The 17153-nt window shown below is 61.0% G+C and carries 17 protein-coding genes and 1 pseudogene; 3 read left to right on the top strand and 15 right to left on the bottom strand.

The features are described 5' to 3' along the window. Positions 1–14: 14 nt before the first annotated feature. The 8 genes from ACR80S_RS10440 to ACR80S_RS10405 all read right to left on the bottom strand — a co-directional run bounded on the left by ACR80S_RS10440 (position 15) and on the right by ACR80S_RS10405 (position 9820). Entirely contained in the window at positions 15–2603 is a 2589-nt protein-coding gene (locus ACR80S_RS10440; RefSeq protein WP_435403154.1) for a DEAD/DEAH box helicase, read from the bottom strand. A gap of 22 nt (positions 2604–2625) precedes the next feature. Next, positions 2626–4203, bottom strand: a complete 1578-nt coding sequence (locus ACR80S_RS10435) for an Eco57I restriction-modification methylase domain-containing protein (RefSeq protein WP_435403153.1) — start codon at positions 4201–4203, stop codon at positions 2626–2628. Further along, on the bottom strand, positions 4200–4859 hold the full coding sequence (locus tag ACR80S_RS10430; protein ID WP_435403152.1) for an N-6 DNA methylase: 660 nt from the start codon (positions 4857–4859) through the stop codon (positions 4200–4202). The genes ACR80S_RS10435 and ACR80S_RS10430 overlap by 4 nt, the downstream gene beginning before the upstream one ends. 347 nt (positions 4860–5206) lie before the next feature. Next, a complete protein-coding gene (locus tag ACR80S_RS10425; RefSeq protein WP_435403151.1) occupies positions 5207–5593 on the bottom strand; it encodes a VOC family protein in 387 nt (128 codons plus the stop codon). Positions 5594–5659: 66 nt separating this feature from the next. Then, positions 5660–5821: a hypothetical protein gene (locus ACR80S_RS10420; RefSeq protein ID WP_435403150.1), complete on the bottom strand. Its 162-nt coding sequence runs from the start codon at positions 5819–5821 to the stop codon at positions 5660–5662. An 11-nt stretch (positions 5822–5832) separates the two neighbouring features. Beyond that, a complete protein-coding gene (locus ACR80S_RS10415) occupies positions 5833–6435 on the bottom strand; it encodes a LysE family translocator (protein WP_435403149.1) in 603 nt (200 codons plus the stop codon). An 87-nt stretch (positions 6436–6522) separates the two neighbouring features. Beyond that, a complete protein-coding gene (locus ACR80S_RS10410; protein WP_435403148.1) occupies positions 6523–7392 on the bottom strand; it encodes a DMT family transporter in 870 nt (289 codons plus the stop codon). Between the two features lie 166 nt (positions 7393–7558). After that, positions 7559–9820, bottom strand: coding sequence for an OsmC domain/YcaO domain-containing protein (locus ACR80S_RS10405; RefSeq protein ID WP_435403147.1), 2262 nt, complete (start codon positions 9818–9820; stop codon positions 7559–7561). 159 nt (positions 9821–9979) lie between these two features. On the opposite strand from ACR80S_RS10405, the gene ACR80S_RS10400 reads away from it, so the two are divergent. Further along, positions 9980–10474, top strand: a complete 495-nt coding sequence (locus ACR80S_RS10400) for a CIA30 family protein (RefSeq protein WP_435399122.1) — start codon at positions 9980–9982, stop codon at positions 10472–10474. A 74-nt stretch (positions 10475–10548) separates the two neighbouring features. Here ACR80S_RS10400 and ACR80S_RS10395 read toward each other — a convergent pair whose 3' ends face one another. The 4 genes and pseudogenes from ACR80S_RS10395 to ACR80S_RS10380 form a co-directional block, all read right to left on the bottom strand. Next, positions 10549–10893: an antibiotic biosynthesis monooxygenase family protein gene (locus ACR80S_RS10395; protein WP_435403146.1), complete on the bottom strand. Its 345-nt coding sequence runs from the start codon at positions 10891–10893 to the stop codon at positions 10549–10551. A gap of 74 nt (positions 10894–10967) precedes the next feature. Next, positions 10968–11963 carry a chemotaxis protein CheB gene (locus ACR80S_RS10390; protein WP_435403145.1) on the bottom strand — a complete coding sequence of 332 codons (996 nt, stop codon included), beginning with the start codon at positions 11961–11963 and terminating at the stop codon, positions 10968–10970. Positions 11964–12021: 58 nt separating this feature from the next. Further along, positions 12022–12249, bottom strand: a pseudogene (locus tag ACR80S_RS10385) (GFA family protein); the annotation flags it as partial. A gap of 102 nt (positions 12250–12351) precedes the next feature. Further along, on the bottom strand, positions 12352–13041 hold the full coding sequence (locus ACR80S_RS10380; protein WP_435399125.1) for a VIT1/CCC1 transporter family protein: 690 nt from the start codon (positions 13039–13041) through the stop codon (positions 12352–12354). 373 nt (positions 13042–13414) lie between these two features. Between ACR80S_RS10380 and ACR80S_RS10375 the strand changes: the two genes are divergently transcribed. Beyond that, on the top strand, positions 13415–13660 hold the full coding sequence (locus ACR80S_RS10375) for a DUF3309 family protein (RefSeq protein ID WP_435403203.1): 246 nt from the start codon (positions 13415–13417) through the stop codon (positions 13658–13660). 106 nt (positions 13661–13766) lie between these two features. Here ACR80S_RS10375 and ACR80S_RS10370 read toward each other — a convergent pair whose 3' ends face one another. The 3 genes from ACR80S_RS10370 to ACR80S_RS10360 all read right to left on the bottom strand — a co-directional run bounded on the left by ACR80S_RS10370 (position 13767) and on the right by ACR80S_RS10360 (position 15963). Then, entirely contained in the window at positions 13767–13967 is a 201-nt protein-coding gene (locus ACR80S_RS10370; protein WP_435399127.1) for a DUF1129 domain-containing protein, read from the bottom strand. Positions 13968–13970: 3 nt separating this feature from the next. Beyond that, on the bottom strand, positions 13971–14789 hold the full coding sequence (locus ACR80S_RS10365; RefSeq protein WP_435403144.1) for a class I SAM-dependent methyltransferase: 819 nt from the start codon (positions 14787–14789) through the stop codon (positions 13971–13973). Positions 14790–14943: 154 nt separating this feature from the next. After that, complete coding sequence (locus ACR80S_RS10360) at positions 14944–15963, bottom strand: GlxA family transcriptional regulator (RefSeq protein ID WP_435403143.1); 1020 nt, start codon at positions 15961–15963, stop codon at positions 14944–14946. A 101-nt stretch (positions 15964–16064) separates the two neighbouring features. On the opposite strand from ACR80S_RS10360, the gene ACR80S_RS10355 reads away from it, so the two are divergent. Continuing rightward, positions 16065–17150: a class I SAM-dependent methyltransferase gene (locus tag ACR80S_RS10355; protein ID WP_435403142.1), complete on the top strand. Its 1086-nt coding sequence runs from the start codon at positions 16065–16067 to the stop codon at positions 17148–17150. Positions 17151–17153 lie beyond the last annotated feature (3 nt).

The raw sequence follows: 17153 nt of genomic DNA, 5'->3' as shown, positions 1-17153 counted from the left end.
GCTGCACACTGTTGTTAGCCCGTGATCTCGTATGGTGCTTCTTCTTCCCGTGCCACCACGGTGTCGTACAGCCCATAATGTGTCAGGCCCGAGTGGCTCTCTATGCCGGTGTAGTGAAGCGAGGCATCTTCATAGCGCCGGAAGGCGAACACGGCCTGGTTCATTTGCTCAGTGTTGAAAACCCTAAGCCGCACGAGCAGGTGAAAGTCCTGCACCGTCAGGCCGGTAACCGCGAGGAAGAGGTCAGGTTCGAGCCTGGTGATGACATCCTGGAGCGTATTTTCACGGAAATCGGTCAGGTACATGAACGCGGGAATCCGCGTCGCAAACTTGATCAGTTTCTCCTGCACTAGCTTGCGCTTGGACTTGTACTCCCGCTCCTCTTCAGTAAGTTCTCTGTTCTCCTTTGGCGACAAATCCTCCGCTTTGGCCTTCTTCTTGAGCTTCTTTACCTTCTCACTCTTGTTGATAATGGTCTCGATGATGTTGTCACCCAATGCACGCCAACCCTCGATACGCTCCACGGCAGCCATAGCTTCGGTATTATCCATAATACGACGCAGTGTGTCGTTATCTACGTTCACTAGCAGCGCACTCTCCCACTTGCGAGCGAGCAGCGTGGCCGAGGTGCCCGCCATGGCGATGTCGAGAATGCCGCCGGCATCGATCTGCGTCATGTTCGCACCGTCATAGGCCAGCACCGGAAGAAACGACACCAGATCCTTAACCGCGTTTTCCGGGTTAGGCTCATTGGGCGAAAGACCGATCGCGTACTCGGAGAGTTGGCGTAGCGCACGCGTAGGTGCGAAGTCGAAAACGAAGCAAGCCGGCTTGAGGATCTCCTCCTTGTTCGGGTCGTCGCCGTCGGGGTTCTTGATGAACCACGGCGATTGCACGCGGAACGCGGCCTGGAAGTAGGACTCAGGCGACTTCAAGTTGCGTAGCATTAGGATGGACGACCACTGCGGCACGGTAACGCCGGTGGTGAGCTTGCCACAGGAGAGTGTGATGGTACTGGTGTCAAAGCCGCTGCCGATTGCCTTGCGCACCGGCGGCAGCGCATCGAGACCGATACCGGCTGCTGAGCCGGCGGCAACCACAACATTATAGCCGTGCCAGAAAACATTGTGCTTTTCGGCCAGTAGATTAGCCATCGCGTGGCAGGCCGCCACGTTTGGCAAGAACCAGAACGAATGTTGGAGATAGGGTAACAAACGCACATCCGAATACGGAAAGGGCGGACGCGTGCCGGTCTTCAGATACTCGGTCGCCCTTGGCAGGTACTGGCCACGGATGATGTCAAGCCACTTCTGCACGTCGTTCTGGTGCTTGAAACGTGCCTCCTTGCCGATGCCGGACGCCTCGAAGAACGCATTGAGGTCGAACTCGTCGAACTCCCCGGCGCTAGCGATCCCAAGCAGTTCATCGGGCATCTGATAGGTCAACAGCCGCATCTCTGGCAAGGCGCCATACGGATTCCACTCGTCCGGATGGTTCGCAGCATACGCTTCTTTAGCCCGCTGCTCGTCGGTGTAGGTCAAGTTGAAAATCTGCTCCTCGATGAACTCACCCGAGGCCAGTGCCCGAAACGGCGTGCCGGATAAGTAGAGATAAGCTTCAGTGGTGATCGGCAAGAATTCGTTCTCGGCCTCTGCGAGCTCCTCAAACTCTCGCTCGAAATCTTCAATACTGGCACTCTTTACGGAGCGGCCAGATAGGGTCGTACCGTACTCGGCTTTTATTTCCTTACTGACTTCCTCCTCGCCTTCAAAAAGCTCTTTGGCGTTGTCACGCCAGGCGCCAAAGTGGTATTCATCGAAGACAACAAGGTCCCAGTTGATGGTGTGAATCCATTCGTTTCTGGCCTTGATGTTCCCCACCGTGTCACGACCGAGTAGGTCCTGGAAGGAGCCGAAATAGACGAGCGGTTGATCGGCAGGGAGTTCCGTTGGATCGCCGCCCGAGTTGCGCGACATATACTGCCAACCGTCGAAGTCCACGTGGCTTTCGAGATCCGTCTGCCAGGCATCCTCGACAGCAGGCTTAAACGTCACAATGAGCAAACGCTTCGCACCTAACTTCTTCGCGAGCTGGTAGGTGGCGAAGGTCTTTCCAAAACGCATCTTCGCGTTCCAGAGAAAGCGCGGGACGGTCTGCTTCTGCTCATTCCAGACGGATTGATAATAATCGTAAGCCTTGTTGACCGCCTCTACCTGCTCGTTGCGCATGGTGAAGGACTGGTGGTGCGTGCCGGTGAATCGCTGACCGGAGCGTAGCTCGGCCAACACCGTCTGCACATCCGCTAACGTACAGCGCATCCATTCCAGGTTCGCCTTCTCGAAACCCTTGCGCACGAGTACTGCACGGACTTCGAAGTCAGATATGCTGCTGCCATCCTCTCGCTCGGCGGCTTCGTCGAGCTCGATTCGATAGTTTTGGATGGCGGCGGTCTTAAGCTGCTCAGCGACGCGACGCTTCACCTCTCTCGTAGTCTGGCCCACCTTGAGAAGCCCCCTGTGCGCCTCGTCATCGATCGAGTAGGCGTAGATACGGGGTCGAGCTACCGGCTTGGGCGAGAAGATTTCCTCGATGGTTTTACTCATCATCTCCCTCCTTGGTAGATGTCTAGTCGAACAGTTTTCTGTCGTGTTCCGCAACCTGTGACTCGATAAAGGCGATCTCGTCCGTGGTCAGTCCGTAGCGCTTGTAGAGCTTTTCGTCCGTCCACTCCTGACTTAGCGGCAAGTCAGGCACAAAGGCATAAACGTCACGAGTAGCGTGCTGTGTAGCCTTACGAAGTGATACGAGGAAGCGAACGAAACGCGTGCGAAGGTACAGCGCAAAGTTTGTCGCCTCATCCTTGTCACTGAAGCACCCAGCCACAAGGTAGGTTTCTGTGCAAGCACTACCCGGCTCGGCAATAATCGGCTTACTGAGAAACTTGGTCTCAATAGCGGCGCTAGTTCCCTGCACGGCAGTCATCAAAACTTTCCACTCATCAATCCATGCAGAATTTGTCGGAATGCTGTTACGTTCGACCCAACCAATCTTCTGGTTCTCAAACAGCTTCACCGGACTTTTCAAACCCGACTTGGATGACTTTCCCTTGAAATTCGTGGCTAGGCCGAAAGGCTTACGACTGGACACGCGAGTATTGAGGGTTGGTTCGCCCTTGACTCTGACCTTTTCCAGGATCGGCACGGCTTCATTGCGCCGCACCAGAATATCGTAAGCATCGAGATGGCGAGCCACCGCCGGCCCAGTTGGCTGGCCGTCCCAGATCGTCTGTACCTCACACGGGCCACTGTGCTCTCGATCCCACAGGAAGTAGGAAATCCCTCCGCGAATCTTCACTCCTGGAAAGCCCTCGTAGAGCTTCGGGTAGTCTACGATGCGTCGCATCCGCTTGTCGGAGAGCATGTGTTCTCTGAACTTATCCAAGCCTTTGCCGCCACCCATCCAACGCGATGGCGTAACGAAGACTGCATACCGTGGATCAAGATCAAAAGCCTTCTCTACAAACATATGGTAGATAGGTGCCGCACTTGTCCCGTATCCGCCATCACTCAACTGATATGGTGGGTTTCCAATAACCACATCGAATTGCATGTCGCCCCCAAAAAGCTCGGCAATTCGAGCCTTGATGTCGTTGGTGTGGATGAAAGAGTAGGCATGGGACTCCAGCCCTTCGCCGCGGTCGAGTATCATTTTGCTGGCGCCACAGAATCGGCACCGCTCGCCCTCCCAGGTATGTTCCATCCGTTCAAACCAGATGTTGCCAGCATCGCTCGTAAAGCTCCTGCCGATGGAATGGTGGCCGTTGGCATGCTTCGAACAATACACGCTGCGGCGCGCCAGCAGGCTCGTGAGCTGCGTGATACCGATGCCGAACACTTGCTTGGTTAAGATATGATCGACGCGGGCTTCGAGATCCGGAATCTCGTCCGCCAGCCCCTTGGTGAGGCGACTGGTGATCTCGCGCAGAAACACACCCGACTTGGTACACGGATCGAGAAACTTTACTGTCCCGTCTGCCCACAGGTCTGCGCCGCCGTGATCGGCCGCCCAAGCCTCAGCCAGCGTATCCAGCATCCGGTTAGCAAAATCCGGTGGCGTGAAAACCTCATCGTTCGAGAGGTTGGCAATGCACGTCAGTACATCTGGATTTCGGCCGCGCAGCGTGAATACTGCCTGTCCGCTCATACCGGTGCCCCCTTGTTTTCATCGGCGATCCCTGTGGCTGCTAGTGCGCTCACCGTCATGGTTGGCCAGGTCTTGATAGGCTGGAAGATCTCTTGCTTGCCGAGGTGGGCGAAGAGCGAATCCTGCGCACTAAATAGTGACGACGTAGCGAGCACGTCGAGATGAAAGTCACGACGCTGGAACTTTCCCTTACCCAGATAACCCCATTCGGCAAAGGTGATCGGTCGATCATAGTGGGTGCGCATTTTCAGTGCATCACCGTGGATAAGGTTCTGGGATAGAACATAGGACGCCGCAAGATAGAAATCATCCGTGGCGTCCACGCCAAGGTACTCCGCGAAAATCTCCAACAGGTTCGCGCGACACTCAGCGATGTTGTCCGGCAGCAACTCGATGCCGTAAAGGCACATCAGCGCGAGCAGCGCGTAGTGACGTCTTTCAAAGTCAGACTTACCGTACTTGAGCTCCACCACGGCGAGCTTGCGCTGGAGAATCTGCACGAGGAAATTGCCGCTTCCACAGGCTGGCTCCAGGAAGCGGGAATCAATGCGTTCCGTCTCCCCCTTCACAAGGTCGAGCATGGCTACCACCATCCACGCTGGGGTAAACACTTCCCCGTGATCGGCTACGCGCTGTTTGGATTTGGTGTAATTCATAGGTCTATCCGCTTTGGGCGGCATATCCTCTCAGTCATTGCAGGCTAACAGGTATTTATAATGAACGTGTCGGTCACAAAGTTGATATTTTGACACACTATGGCCCCGACCGGTTGCTGACTGAGCTACTGCCATCCCTGCGCTGCGTGTAGTGGCATATCGCCTGATCGTCTAAGCGACCTTAACAAACCAGCGTATTCAACAAAGACGATGGATGCCACACCCGATTGGTCGCAGTGGTGGCAAGGCCCCCGAGCCAGGTGAATGACTTGGGGGCCTTGCTTGGGGGTCAACGCTCAGCATCAGCGGCGGCGGTGACACGCAGCGCAGTGAACCGCATGCCGTTGTTAGGCCGAAGGCTTCTCGCCACGAACCGCCGCTTCGATCACGGCGATGTCGATCTTCTTCATCGTCATCATGGCATCGAACGCCCGCTTGGCGGCTGCACGGTCGGGGCTGGTGTAGGTCTCGGCCTGGTCCTCGGTGGCCACCTGGAACGAGAAGGCCTCGTTGTGCTGGATGCCTGGCCCACCGTTCAGCCCCAGGCAGGGTATGCCCATCACGGTGAACTCGACGGTCAAGACGTCACCCTGCTTGCCCGCCGGGTAGTCTCCCGGCGCGCGATGGACCGCGCCCACGGAGGAATCAGGAAAGGTCCTGGCGTAGAACCTCGCCGCCTCCTCGGCATCGCGTTCGTACCAGAGGCAAATCGTGTTCTTGGCAATCGTCGTCATAGGCGCCTCCATCATGATTACAGGTTTTCAAAGGAGGCCGATCCAACGGGGCTTCGCCGGCATGCGCTACGACTCCAGGGTCACAAGGGCGGCCTCCACCGCCTGTTTGGCGTGGATGGCGGTGCTGTCGAAGAGGGGAACGTCCGTATCCTCCCCCTGGATCAGGTGCCGGTAGTAGGTCTGGCTCGATTCCCAGCTCATGCCGCCGATCAGCCCTATCGTCTTCATCTCCCCTCCTCTCACCCCAGGATAAAGATCACGCAGGCGGCGGTGAGCGCCCCCATCACGCCGTTGAGGATCCGCCAGGCGCGCGGCGTGTCGAGCCAGCGGCCGATGGCCACTCCAAAACCCGCCCACAGTGCGATACAGGGCAGCGCCACCAGCTCGGCGAAGCCGGCCAGCAGCAGGGCGTTGACCAGGGTATTGCCATCGCCGGGCAGAAAGCCCGCCATCAGCGCCAGCCCCATCACCCAGGCCTTGGGGTTGGCGAACTGGAAGGCCGCCGCCTGCCAGAAGCCTAGCGGGCGCCCCTCGCCGCGCCGGCGCTGGTCCGGCGGCGGCGCCGTGGCGATGCGCCAGGCCAGGTAGAGCAGGTAGCCGCTGCCCACCACCCGCAGGATCGTCTGCACCAGCGGGTAGCGCTCGAAGAGCAGGCCCAGCCCCAGGGCGATGCCGGCAAACAGCAGGAAGCAGCCCCCCAGGATGCCCAGCATGTGCGGCAGGGTCCGCAGGAAGCCGAAGTTGGCCCCGGAGGCGGTGAGCATCACGTTGTTGGGGCCCGGGGTGATGGTCATGGAGATCATGTAGAGCGCCGCCGGCCCCAGGAACGCCAAGGCTTCCATATCGTTAAATCCATTCGTGGGTGATAGGATCGGTTGAAATTGAAATTGCGGAAGTGTTCTTGCCGCCGAACAAGATCAAATCACTTATCAAGCGCTGGACGAGACGCTCAGCACCGTCACCGTGACCAGGATCAAGGCCATGCCGAGCAGCTGGATCGCGACCAGGCTTTCATTTAGCACCACGACCCCGAACAGCGATGCCGTGACCGGCTCGACCATGGCCACGATGGAGGCCACGGCCGGCGCGGTGTAGTTCAGCCCGATGATATAGAGGATGAACGAGAGGCCGGCGCCCAGGATCCCGATCACGGCGAACAGCGGCCAGCTCGACGTGCCCACCACCGCCAGGATCTGCCCGGTATCTCCCACGGCGAACAGGACCACGGAGAACACCGCCAGGGCGATGACCAGGATCGCCTGGGGGCTGCCGTGGGGGGCGGCATACTTGAAGCCGAAGATGAACACCGCATAGGAGAGCCCCGACAGCAGCCCGGCGGCGACACCGAGGGGAGTGACACCGCCCGCCCCCACCTCGTAGATACGCGTCAACAGCACGATCCCCACCATGACCATGGCGATGGCCGCCCACTTGAGCGGCGTGGGGCGCTCCAACCGCAGGGCGAAGGAGACCAGATAGACGAACACCGGGGCGCAGTACATCAGCGTCGCCGCCACCGCGACACTGCCCTCGGAGATGCTCACGAAATAGAAGGAGAAATTACCGGCCACCCCGAGCCCGGCGAGCGCCGACCAGCCCCACAGCGTGCGATTGGCAAGACCGTTGCCCTGCGGGCGCAGCAACAACCAGATGACCACGACCCCCAGCCCGATCGCGCCCCGGTAGAACGACACCACCAGCGGCGCCCAGCCCTCGGCCATGAGCATGCCGGCAATCCCGCCGGAGAGCCCCCAGAAGAGGGCCGCCAGCATCACGAACAGGGTGCTGAATCTTGCCATGTGGCCTCCTTGTGACATGGGTAAGCCCGCGGTTCGCTCATGGTAGGAGTCGTTACCGCCAACGAAAAGCCCCGAGACGACGGAAAACCAGCTCGGGGTTTCATGAGGATGCCGCTCGCGACAATGGCCCGGGGCCGATGCGTCTGTGAGTCGGTGCGTCGAGAGCTCAGGCCCTCGGCACGCGCAGCCCCGCTCTGGCGGCCCGCGCGGCGTGCAGTTTCCGGTAGCTGTCGATCAGGCGCTGGTGCCTCTCCAGGCCCTCCAGCGCCATGCTGGTCGGCGTGAGGCCATGGAAGCGCACGCTGCCCTCCACCGAGCCCACCACCGCCTCGAGGGTCGCCGCGCCGAACATGCGCCCGAGATTGACGTGGAAGTCGTCGAGCTCGAGTTCCTCATCCAGCACGATCTCCAGCACCGCCTGCACAGCGCGGTAGAAGAGATTGCGCTCGACGGTGTTGTCGTTGAACTGCAGGAACATGCCGACCCGCTCCAGGGCCTCCTCGTGCTGCTCCAGCGCCAGGTTGATCAGCAGCTTCAGCTCGAGGATGGTCAGCTGGCCCCAGGCGGTGTTCTCGTCGAACTCGATGCCGATCAGGGTGATGATGTCCATGTGCTCGTCGAGCTGGCTCTCCTCCAGGCGCTCGAGCAGGTCGGCCAGCTGGCCGTCACCCAGGCGGTGGAGGCTGAGGATCTCCTCGCGGTATTGCAGCGCCACGTTGGTGTTGTCCCACACCAGGTCGTCCACCGGGTAGACCTCGGAGAACCCGGGCACCAGGATGCGGCACACCGGCGCCCCCAGGTCCTCATGCACGGCCATGTAGGCCTCGAGGCCCAGCTCCTCGAGCAGGCCGAACAGGGTTGCCGCCTCCTCCTCGGTACTGCTGGAACCGCTGCGAGAGCCGCTGCCGGAGAAGTCCCAGTCGCTGAAGGCGAGGTCCGAGCGGGCGCTGAAGAAGCGCCAGGAGATCACCCCGGACGAATCGATGAAGTGCTCGACGAAGTTGTTGGGCTCCGAGACCTCCAGGGAGTTGAAGGTGGGGGGCGGGAAGTCGTTCAGGCCCTCGAAGCTGCGCCCCTGCAGCAGCTCGGTGAGGCTGCGTTCCAGCGCCACGTGGAAGCTGGGGTGGGCGCCGAAGGAGGCGAACACGCCGCCGGTCCTGGGGTTCATCAGAGTCACGCACAGCACCGGGAACTGGCCGCCCAGCGAGGCATCCTTGACCAGCACCGGGAAGCCCTGGGCCTCCAGCGCCTCGATGCCCTCGACGATCTCGGGGTAGCGTGCGAGCACCTCCTTCGGCACGTCGGGCAGCGCCAGCTCCTCCTCGATGATCTGCTTCTTCACCGCCCGCTCGAAGATCTCCGACAGGCACTGCACCTGGGCCTCGGCCAGGGTGTTGCCGGCGCTCATGCCGTTGCTGAGGTAGAGGTTCTCGATCAGGTTCGAGGGGAAGTAGACCGTCTCGCCGTCGGAGTGGCGCACGAAGGGCAGCGAGACGATACCGCGATCGGCCCGGCCCGAGTTGGTGTCGATCAGGTGCGAGCCGCGAAGCTCGTCTTCCGGGTCATAGATCTCGCGGCAATGCTCATCGAGGATATCCGCCGGCAGCGCGTCATTCGGGCCCGGTTGGAACCACTTCTCGTTAGGATAGTGGACGAAGTCGCTCGCCGCGATCGCCTCGCCGAAGAACTGGTCGTTGTAGAAGAAGTTGCAGCTCAGCCGCTCGATGAACTCGCCCAGCGCCGAGCAGAGCGCGCTCTCCTTGGTGGAACCCTTGCCGTTGGTAAAGCACATCGGCGAGGCGGCGTCGCGGATATGCAGCGACCAGACGTGGGGCACGATATTGCGCCAGGAGGCGATCTCGATCTTCATGCCGAGCTCCGCCAGGTGGGCGGAGAGGTTGGCGATGGTCTGCTCCAGCGGCAGGTCCTTGCCCTCGATCCAGGTGCCGTTCTCGCCACTCGCCTTGCCCATCGACTTGCCCATCGACTTGCCCATCGACTTGCCCATCAATAGGGCCTGGGCGTCCTCGTCGATGTTCTCGACCACCTCGATCTGGAACTCGGGGCCGGCCTGCACCACCTTCTTCACCGTGCAGCGGTCGATGGAGCGCAGGATGCCCTGACGGTCCTTCTCGGAGATATCCTCGGGCAGCTCCACCTGGATCTTGAAGATCTGCTGGTAGCGGTTCTCCGGGTCGACGATGTTGTTCTGCGACAGGCGGATGTTCTCGGTGGGGATGTCCCGCGCGTTGCAGTAAACCTTCACGAAGTAGGCCGCGCACATGGCCGAGGAGGCCAGGAAGTAGTCGAACGGCCCCGGCGCCGAGCCGTCGCCCTTGTAACGGATGGGCTGGTCGGAGATGACCGTGAAGTCGTCGAACTTGGCCTCCAGGCGGAGGTTGTCGAGATAGTTGACCTTGATTTCCATGGGGCACCGGACGAGTTGGGCTAAGCGGGGGCAGAAAACCCGCCATTATCCAGCTTTTCCCGCCGGGCGTCATGCTGGGGTGTCAAAAAGGTACCGGAGACAGCGCCCGCCCAAGCAGGCATGCTGGTCACCAAGCGCAACGCAACCCTGGAGGCCCCAATGACGACACGTCTCATCGACTTCCATGACCCCGACGAGCCGAACCGCTGGTGCGCCATCAACGACAACGTGATGGGCGGCATTTCCCGGGGCGGAATAACGGTGGAGGGCGGCGTCGGCGTGTTCAGCGGCGAGACGTCGCTTGAAAACAACGGTGGCTTCGCCTCGGTGCGCCGCGACCCGGAGGCCTTCGACCTGAGCGCCCACCCGGGCGTTGCACTCTACGTGCGCAGCGATGGCCGCTCCTACCAGTTTCGCCTCTACACCGAACAGCTGCCGGAGGGAGCGGCTTACCGGGCGACCTTCCAGACCGCCGACAATACATGGCAGCGGGTCGAGCTGCCCTGGCACGAATTCGAGCCCGTATTCCGCGGCCGGCTGCTCAAGAATGCTCCGCCTATTGACCCCGCGGGAATCAAGCAGCTGGGGGTGATGATCGCCGACAAGACCGCCGGGGCGTTTCGGCTGGAGGTGGCGTGGCTAGATAGGTTTTAGTTCGCTCATTGTCTGAACAGGTGCCTGTACGAGCAGCCATAAGTTCGCGTCCAGAATTGAGTTGACCATTGGTCCTATCCAAGAGTTTCACGACTGTCCCTGGGCGCTTGTGCACGATCGTTCATGCCGTAATCACGGATGATATCGCCAATTCGTATGCGGTAATTGTCGAAGATGGTTGCCCGCCCTTTGGCCTGGGAACGTCGATGCTCTACCACATTACGCCAGGCGTGCACCGCCTCTTCGTCACGCCAGAATGACAGCGACAAAAATTTTCCCTTTTCAGATACGCTTTCGAAACGCTCGACAGAGATGAAGCCATCAATGGTTTCCAGTATTGTCTTCAAATAGGCGGCTATATCGAAATAATCCTGCTGATGATCTGGCTTCGGCCAGACTTCGAATATCACAACAATCACAGCACTTATTCCTTATTATTCAATGGCACTTTGGCATTACTGCATCTTCGACGCTGCCTTCGTAACCAAGTTCGTTATCCGTGAAGATCTTTGTCAGTAGCCTTCAACATGGTCCGAATGCGTTCAATGTGAACCTGAGAGTCTTGAGCGCGCTGCGAAATCGATGATAAAGAACGATTTCCTTCATTATTACTCATTTTTACGAGCAGATTCTGGCGTTCCTCAAACATCCTCAACGCGACCCAAAGGGTTTCTTCAATCTTGTCAGTTTGTTGAGCCAGCAGCGCCGATGAGGTGAACGCGTGGCCAGTATGACAACGATACCTGAGCAGCTTCTCTTCCTCTATTTCCCATAACACCCCACCACAGTCCGGACAATTGTACGGCACCTGGTCGCCGAGCGCCTCAACGGAAGGCAAATCACTCAAAACCCGCTGAGCGATCTTTGCCTCGATCACAATGTCTTCCGGAACTGGCTGACTCTCCGGTAGATCTCTGCTTAGAAGATCGGATAGCAATGCCCCCATCTCGGCTACCGGCAAGCAATAATCGGCACCAACATTCGATATAACTGACTGCGGCATATCTGGATAAGATGCGTCATCAGGATCTTGTGCAATACAGATTCCACCGCATCTCTTTATGGCCATCATGCCGCTGGTGCCATCATCAAGGTATCCTGTCAGAATGATTCCAATAACTTGGTTTCCATAGGCCACTGCTGCGGAACGGAACAAGGGATCGATAGCTGGCCTTGAACGGTTTTCCCTGGCACCTTTGGTAATGAGAATCTTGTCTTTAACAATCAGCATATGTTGATCTGACGGCGCGAGATAAATATAACCGCGTTTAAATTTTTCATTATGCTGGGCATGTACACAGGAAAGACTTCCGCTTTCATTCAAAATCTTGACAAGCGCTTCGCCGGTGGTGTGCGGGCCCATATGGTTGACAACAAATATGGGAGCCGGAAAATCCTTAGAAAATTGAGCTACTAGCACCTTTAATGCAGCCATGCCACCCGCGGACGCTCCAACTACAATCAGCATGGGATTTCTGGCTTTATTCATCACCACCTCCATCGATGGAGCCTGTTCGAAATCAGGATACGGCATCGCAATATTAAGGGCGCTCGCCGGCGCTCGCCTCACCGTCGATGACGGCATGGTAGACAGCCTTGTTCTCGGCACCCTCGACAATGAGGGTTTCGGCCCGCCCGCTCAGGTTGATGGCGTAGCCACCCCCACCGGCGGTCTTGCGGCAGATCGAGCAGTAGCAGCGCTGGTAGGGATAGGGGGGCCTTGATTCAACGTAGAAACCAACCGCGCCACAGTGGCATGAGCCTGCAAGTCTCATGATCTTTCCTCCGTATCAGGGAAACGCTGCCGAACCCTGATAAAACCGCATCGGTAAAAAAAGAAGCGGGAAGTAGGTATACCTTCACCATTCCCCACTTCATCATGCCGCCACTCCGAAGAGAGCCCCCACCCCGGCGGTCAGCGCCATGGCCAGGGCCCCCCAGAAGGTGACACGCGAAGCGGCAACGATCACCGGAGCGCCGCCGGCCCTCGCCGACACGACCCCCAACAGAGTGAGGAACAGCAGCGAACTGACCGAGACGGCCCACATCATCGCGGAAGCCGGAAACAGCAACACGACCAGCAGCGGCAATACCGCGCCCACCGAAAAGGTGCCGGCGGATGCCAGCGCGGCCTGCACGGGCCGAGCCGCCAGAGTATCGGAAATACCCAACTCATCACGCGCATGTGCGCCGAGCGCATCATGATGCATCAATTGCCTCGCCACGGCTTCCGCCAGGTCCGGATTCAGCCCGCGCTTGACGTAGATCGCCGTGAGTTCTGCCTGCTCCTGGACGGGACTGGCGGCCAGCTCATCGCGCTCCCGGACCAGATCGGCCCGCTCGGTATCGGACTGCGAGCTGACCGAGACGTACTCGCCAGCGGCCATTGACATGGCGCCGGCCACCAGGCCCGCCGTGCCTGCCACGAGGATGCCCCGAACATCAGCCCCCGCGGCAGCGACCCCCAAGACCAGGCTAGCCGTAGACACGATACCGTCATTGGCACCAAGAACGGCCGCGCGAAGCCAGCCAATCCGCTGGGTTCTATGGCTTTCGGTATGCCGCATATCCCCTTCCCCCGTCCGTGTGCTAACCGCCAGAACGTCTACTGCCCAGCCCGGGGCAGGCGCTGGCTTGTGCCATTGAATAATAGTGCGTGGCTGTCGGGATGCCTTCTTAGTCAGACGTATCGGGGAGGCTCATGCTGATCCGAGGCACCCTTTCCTGAGGAATCGCTCTCCTGTACTCGGTTGTAACGACCATCGTATTTCCTGAAAACATCATGCAGCTAATGCGTAGCGTATCAGAGGGAATCAGCCTTGAGAGGACCATTTATCTCAATTAGATAGGAACCATAGTCCTCTTGCAGTAGCGCGTAGGGACGGTTGGCTTCCAGTCGTCTAGTGTCAATGAAGGACATGGCCACAAGTGCTGGAACGCATGGTCATCGTTCCTGTTCGCAACGGACGCTGCACGGCGAGCTTGTGCTTGGACGCTGTCCCGCCCCTCATTTCCGGGAGAAATGACATGTCACTAGGAACCATTCTACTGATAATTGTAATTCTGCTTCTGATCGGCGTGATACCTGCCTGGCCCCACAGCCGGGGATGGGGATACGGGCCCAGCGGGGGGCTCGGGCTGGTGTTGATCATCCTGATCATCCTGTTTTTAATGGGCAAGATATAGCCCAGAAAAACGATGGAGGGGGCAACAGATGGAGAGGGGTAAAGATGGAGAAAGATAGCTCCTGACCGCCAGGACTCGACGAACGTCACCTGGCGGTGAGGCCCCGTCAGGTCGTTCGCATGCCGGGGCCCACCACCAGCACCATGATGGCCATCCATACCAGAAAGAGAATCACGATTCCGGCCAACACAGACGCCACCAGGCGCTGCCAACTGGCTGGACGCTTCTTCCCGTGACCGCGCAGCAGGGCCACTCCGACAACCGCCGACAGGGACACCATCACGATCAAGCCGAGGCTCGTGGTCATCGTCTACGCCCGTGTGGCGACGGTCAGCAGGTAGCCGTTCTCGATCACCGCCGTGCCATCCGTGGCGCGGTTGTAGCGGCGGAACACCGCCTCAAGGTCGCTTCGATAGCCTTCGCGGGACTCATCTCCTGCCGCATCGAAGGCCCGAATCACGGGGCCGAAATAGTTGAGAAATACCTCGACCGCGTGGTCGATAGATCGGTAGTACTGCAGCGCCGTGCGCTCCTCGCTGTGGATGGCGCTGGTGCCGGTGCCGAGCAGCTCGATGAGACCGGCCTCGGTCCCCCAGCGCAGCGGCGGCTGAAGGCCGGACGCAGGCGGCATATACCTGGCGTGGGTGGCGAAGAAGTCGCCGCTCCAACCCTTCGGGATCGGCGTGGCCAGGCCGATCCGCCCCCCCGGGCGGCAGACGCGCAGCATCTCTTCGGCGGCGCGGGCCTGGTCCGGGGCGAACTGCACCCCGTACACCGAGAGCACGGCATCGAAACTGGCATCTTGGAACGGCAGCGCCTGGGCGTCCGCCACCCGGAAGTCCACGTCGAACCCCTCGGCGGCGGCGCGTTGCCTGGCGCGCTCGATCAGCGCCGGAACATAGTCGATGCCCGTCATCTCGCAGTAGCGCCGCGCGGCGACCAGGGCGGCGGTGCCGCTGCCGCAAGCGATGTCCAGCACGCGCTCGCCGCCGTGAGGATCCACCGCGGCGCACAGCGCCTCGGCCATGACCACGTTCTGCCGTGCGATCTCGTGGAAATCACCGGTGGCCCACACCGCCTGCTGCCGCGCGGTCACGGCCTGATAGTCAACATCCGGTTTTTCGCTCATGGGTACCTCCTTGCCACGGCCTCAATCCGATGGGCACCGTGGCCCTGCCTGTCGGCTTGTCTCTGTCTCCCTCTCGCGTCTTCCTTTCTTCGCATCCCTTCAGCGTAATCGGCCGGCTCCGCCTTACCGGCCACCGCGACTCCTGCCTCCGTCGCTACTCCAATCGCAGCCGCATGTTGCGAAAGCGCTTGCGGTAGTGGCTGGGGGTGAGGCCGACGCGGCGGCGGAACAGGGCGCGGAAGAAGCTGGGGTCGGCGTAGCCGACCTCCTCGGCCACCTCGTCGATGGGCGCATCACCGCTCTCCAGCATCTGCTTGGCCTCCTCCAGGCGCAGGGTGTGCACGTAGACCATCGGCGTCATGCCGGTGGCCTGCTTGAAGCGGCGCTTGAAGGAGCGCTCGGTCAGGCCGCTCTGCTCGACCATGCCAGCCACCGGCGAGTGAGTGTCGTAGTGCCGGGCTACCCACACCTGGCAGCGGGCGATGTCGGCGTCTTCCGCCTGGCGCGCGCTGGTCAGGGCGGCGTAGGGCTGCTGCCCCTCCCCGTGCCAGTCGATCAGATAGATACGCGCCAGGTGCATCGCCTCGTCGATGCCCACCAGCCGCGCCACCAGGAACAGCGCTAGGTCCATCCAGGTGGTGCCGCCGCCGGCCATGATCAGGCGCTCCCCCTCGCCGCTCACCACCAGCGCGCGGTGGGCATGCACCTGAACGCCGGGATAACGCCTGGCCAGCACATCGCAGTAGGCCCAATGGGTGGTGGCGTGCTGCCCTTCGAGCAGCCCGGCTTCTGCCAGCAGCAGCGCGCCGGTGCAGGCGGCGGCCAGCAGGATATCCCGGGAGTGGGCCGCCCGCAGCCAGGCGATCTCGGCCGCGTAGCGCCCGGTCAGGGGCTCCTCGGGCGCCACCAGCAGGTCGGGGATGCAGATGGCCACGGGTTCACGAATATCTTCAAGGGTATCGTCTGGCTGGATCCAGGCACCGTTGGCGGTGCGAAAGCCCCGTCCGTCCCGGGAGACGATGCGCGGATGCAGCAGCGAGAGGCCGCTGCGGCCGTGCACCAGCAGTTCCCAGTCGCGGCCGGCGGCGCCGAACAGGTCGAACATGCCGTAGAGGGTGGAGGCGGTGGTTTCGGGCACCGCCAGGAGTGCGATGGTAGCGGTGGGTTCGCGCATGGCAGGAAACCCCCGGTTGCGGCGCGATGCGCCTGCGTATTGGCCATGTCGCCGCCATATGCTGAGTCCGTCCCTCTCTTCAACAACAAAAGGACCCGATCATGTGCGACATCGCCCTGACTCATGACCACAAGGCTAGCACCGACGGCTTCGAGGCGCGCCTCGTCACGGCACTCAACGAAAGCGGCCTGATGCTGCTGACCTCCCTCGGCCACCGGACCGGCCTGTTGGAGGCCCTGGCCGAGGCCGGACCGGTTACGCCCGAGGCGCTGGCCGAGCAAACCGGACTCCAGGAGCGCTACGTGCGCGAGTGGCTGGGCGGCATGGTGGCCGGCCGCGTCGTCGACACCGCCCCGTCGAACCGCACCTACTGGCTGCCGGCCGAACACGCCGAGCTGCTCACCGATGCCGGCCCCGCCAACCTCGCCGTCTATGCCCAGTTCATCGCCATGCTCGGCGGCGTGGAGGACGACGTGGTGCGCTGCTTTCGCGAGGGGGGCGGCGTGCCCTACTCCCGCTACCCGCGCTTCCAGGAGGTGATGGCCAGTGACAGTGGCCAGACCGTGCTGCCGGCGCTGTTCGACGCCATCCTGCCCCTGGCGCCGGGGCTCCCCGAGCGGCTCGAGGCCGGCATCCGCGTGATGGACTGCGCCTGCGGGCGAGGCCGGGCGCTGTTGGCCATGGCCGAGCGTTATCCGGCCAGCCGCTTCGTCGGCTATGACCTCTCGGCGGAGGCGATCGACTGGGGGCAGGAGCAGGCCGCCGCCGCGGGGCTGGATAACCTCACCTTGGAGATCCGCGATCTGAGCGATTTCGATGCCACCGCCGAGCCCGGCGCCTTCGAGCTGGTCACCACCTTCGACGGCATCCACGACCAGGGCCAGCCGCGCCGGCTGCTGGCGGGGATCCACCGCAGCCTGACCCCGGATGGCCTCTACCTGGTGCAGGACATCCACGCCTCGAGCCACCACCATCTTGACCGCGAGCACCCGTTGGGGTCGCTGCTCTACGCCGTGTCGGTGAGCCACTGCATGACGGTGTCGCTGGCCCAGGGCGGTGAGGGGCTGGGCACCATGTGGGGCAGGGAACGGGCGCTGGCCTACCTGGAGGAGGCGGGCTTCCGGGATATCGAGGTGAGCCAGCTCGAGCACGACATCCAGAACGACTACTTCGTCTGCCGGCCCTGAGGC

This window comes from Halomonas salsilacus (assembly GCF_051216275.1).
GTDB lineage: Bacteria > Pseudomonadota > Gammaproteobacteria > Pseudomonadales > Halomonadaceae > Halomonas.
The sequence above is the reverse complement of the archived record's forward strand: the minus strand, read 5'-3'. Positions and strand labels throughout refer to the sequence as shown.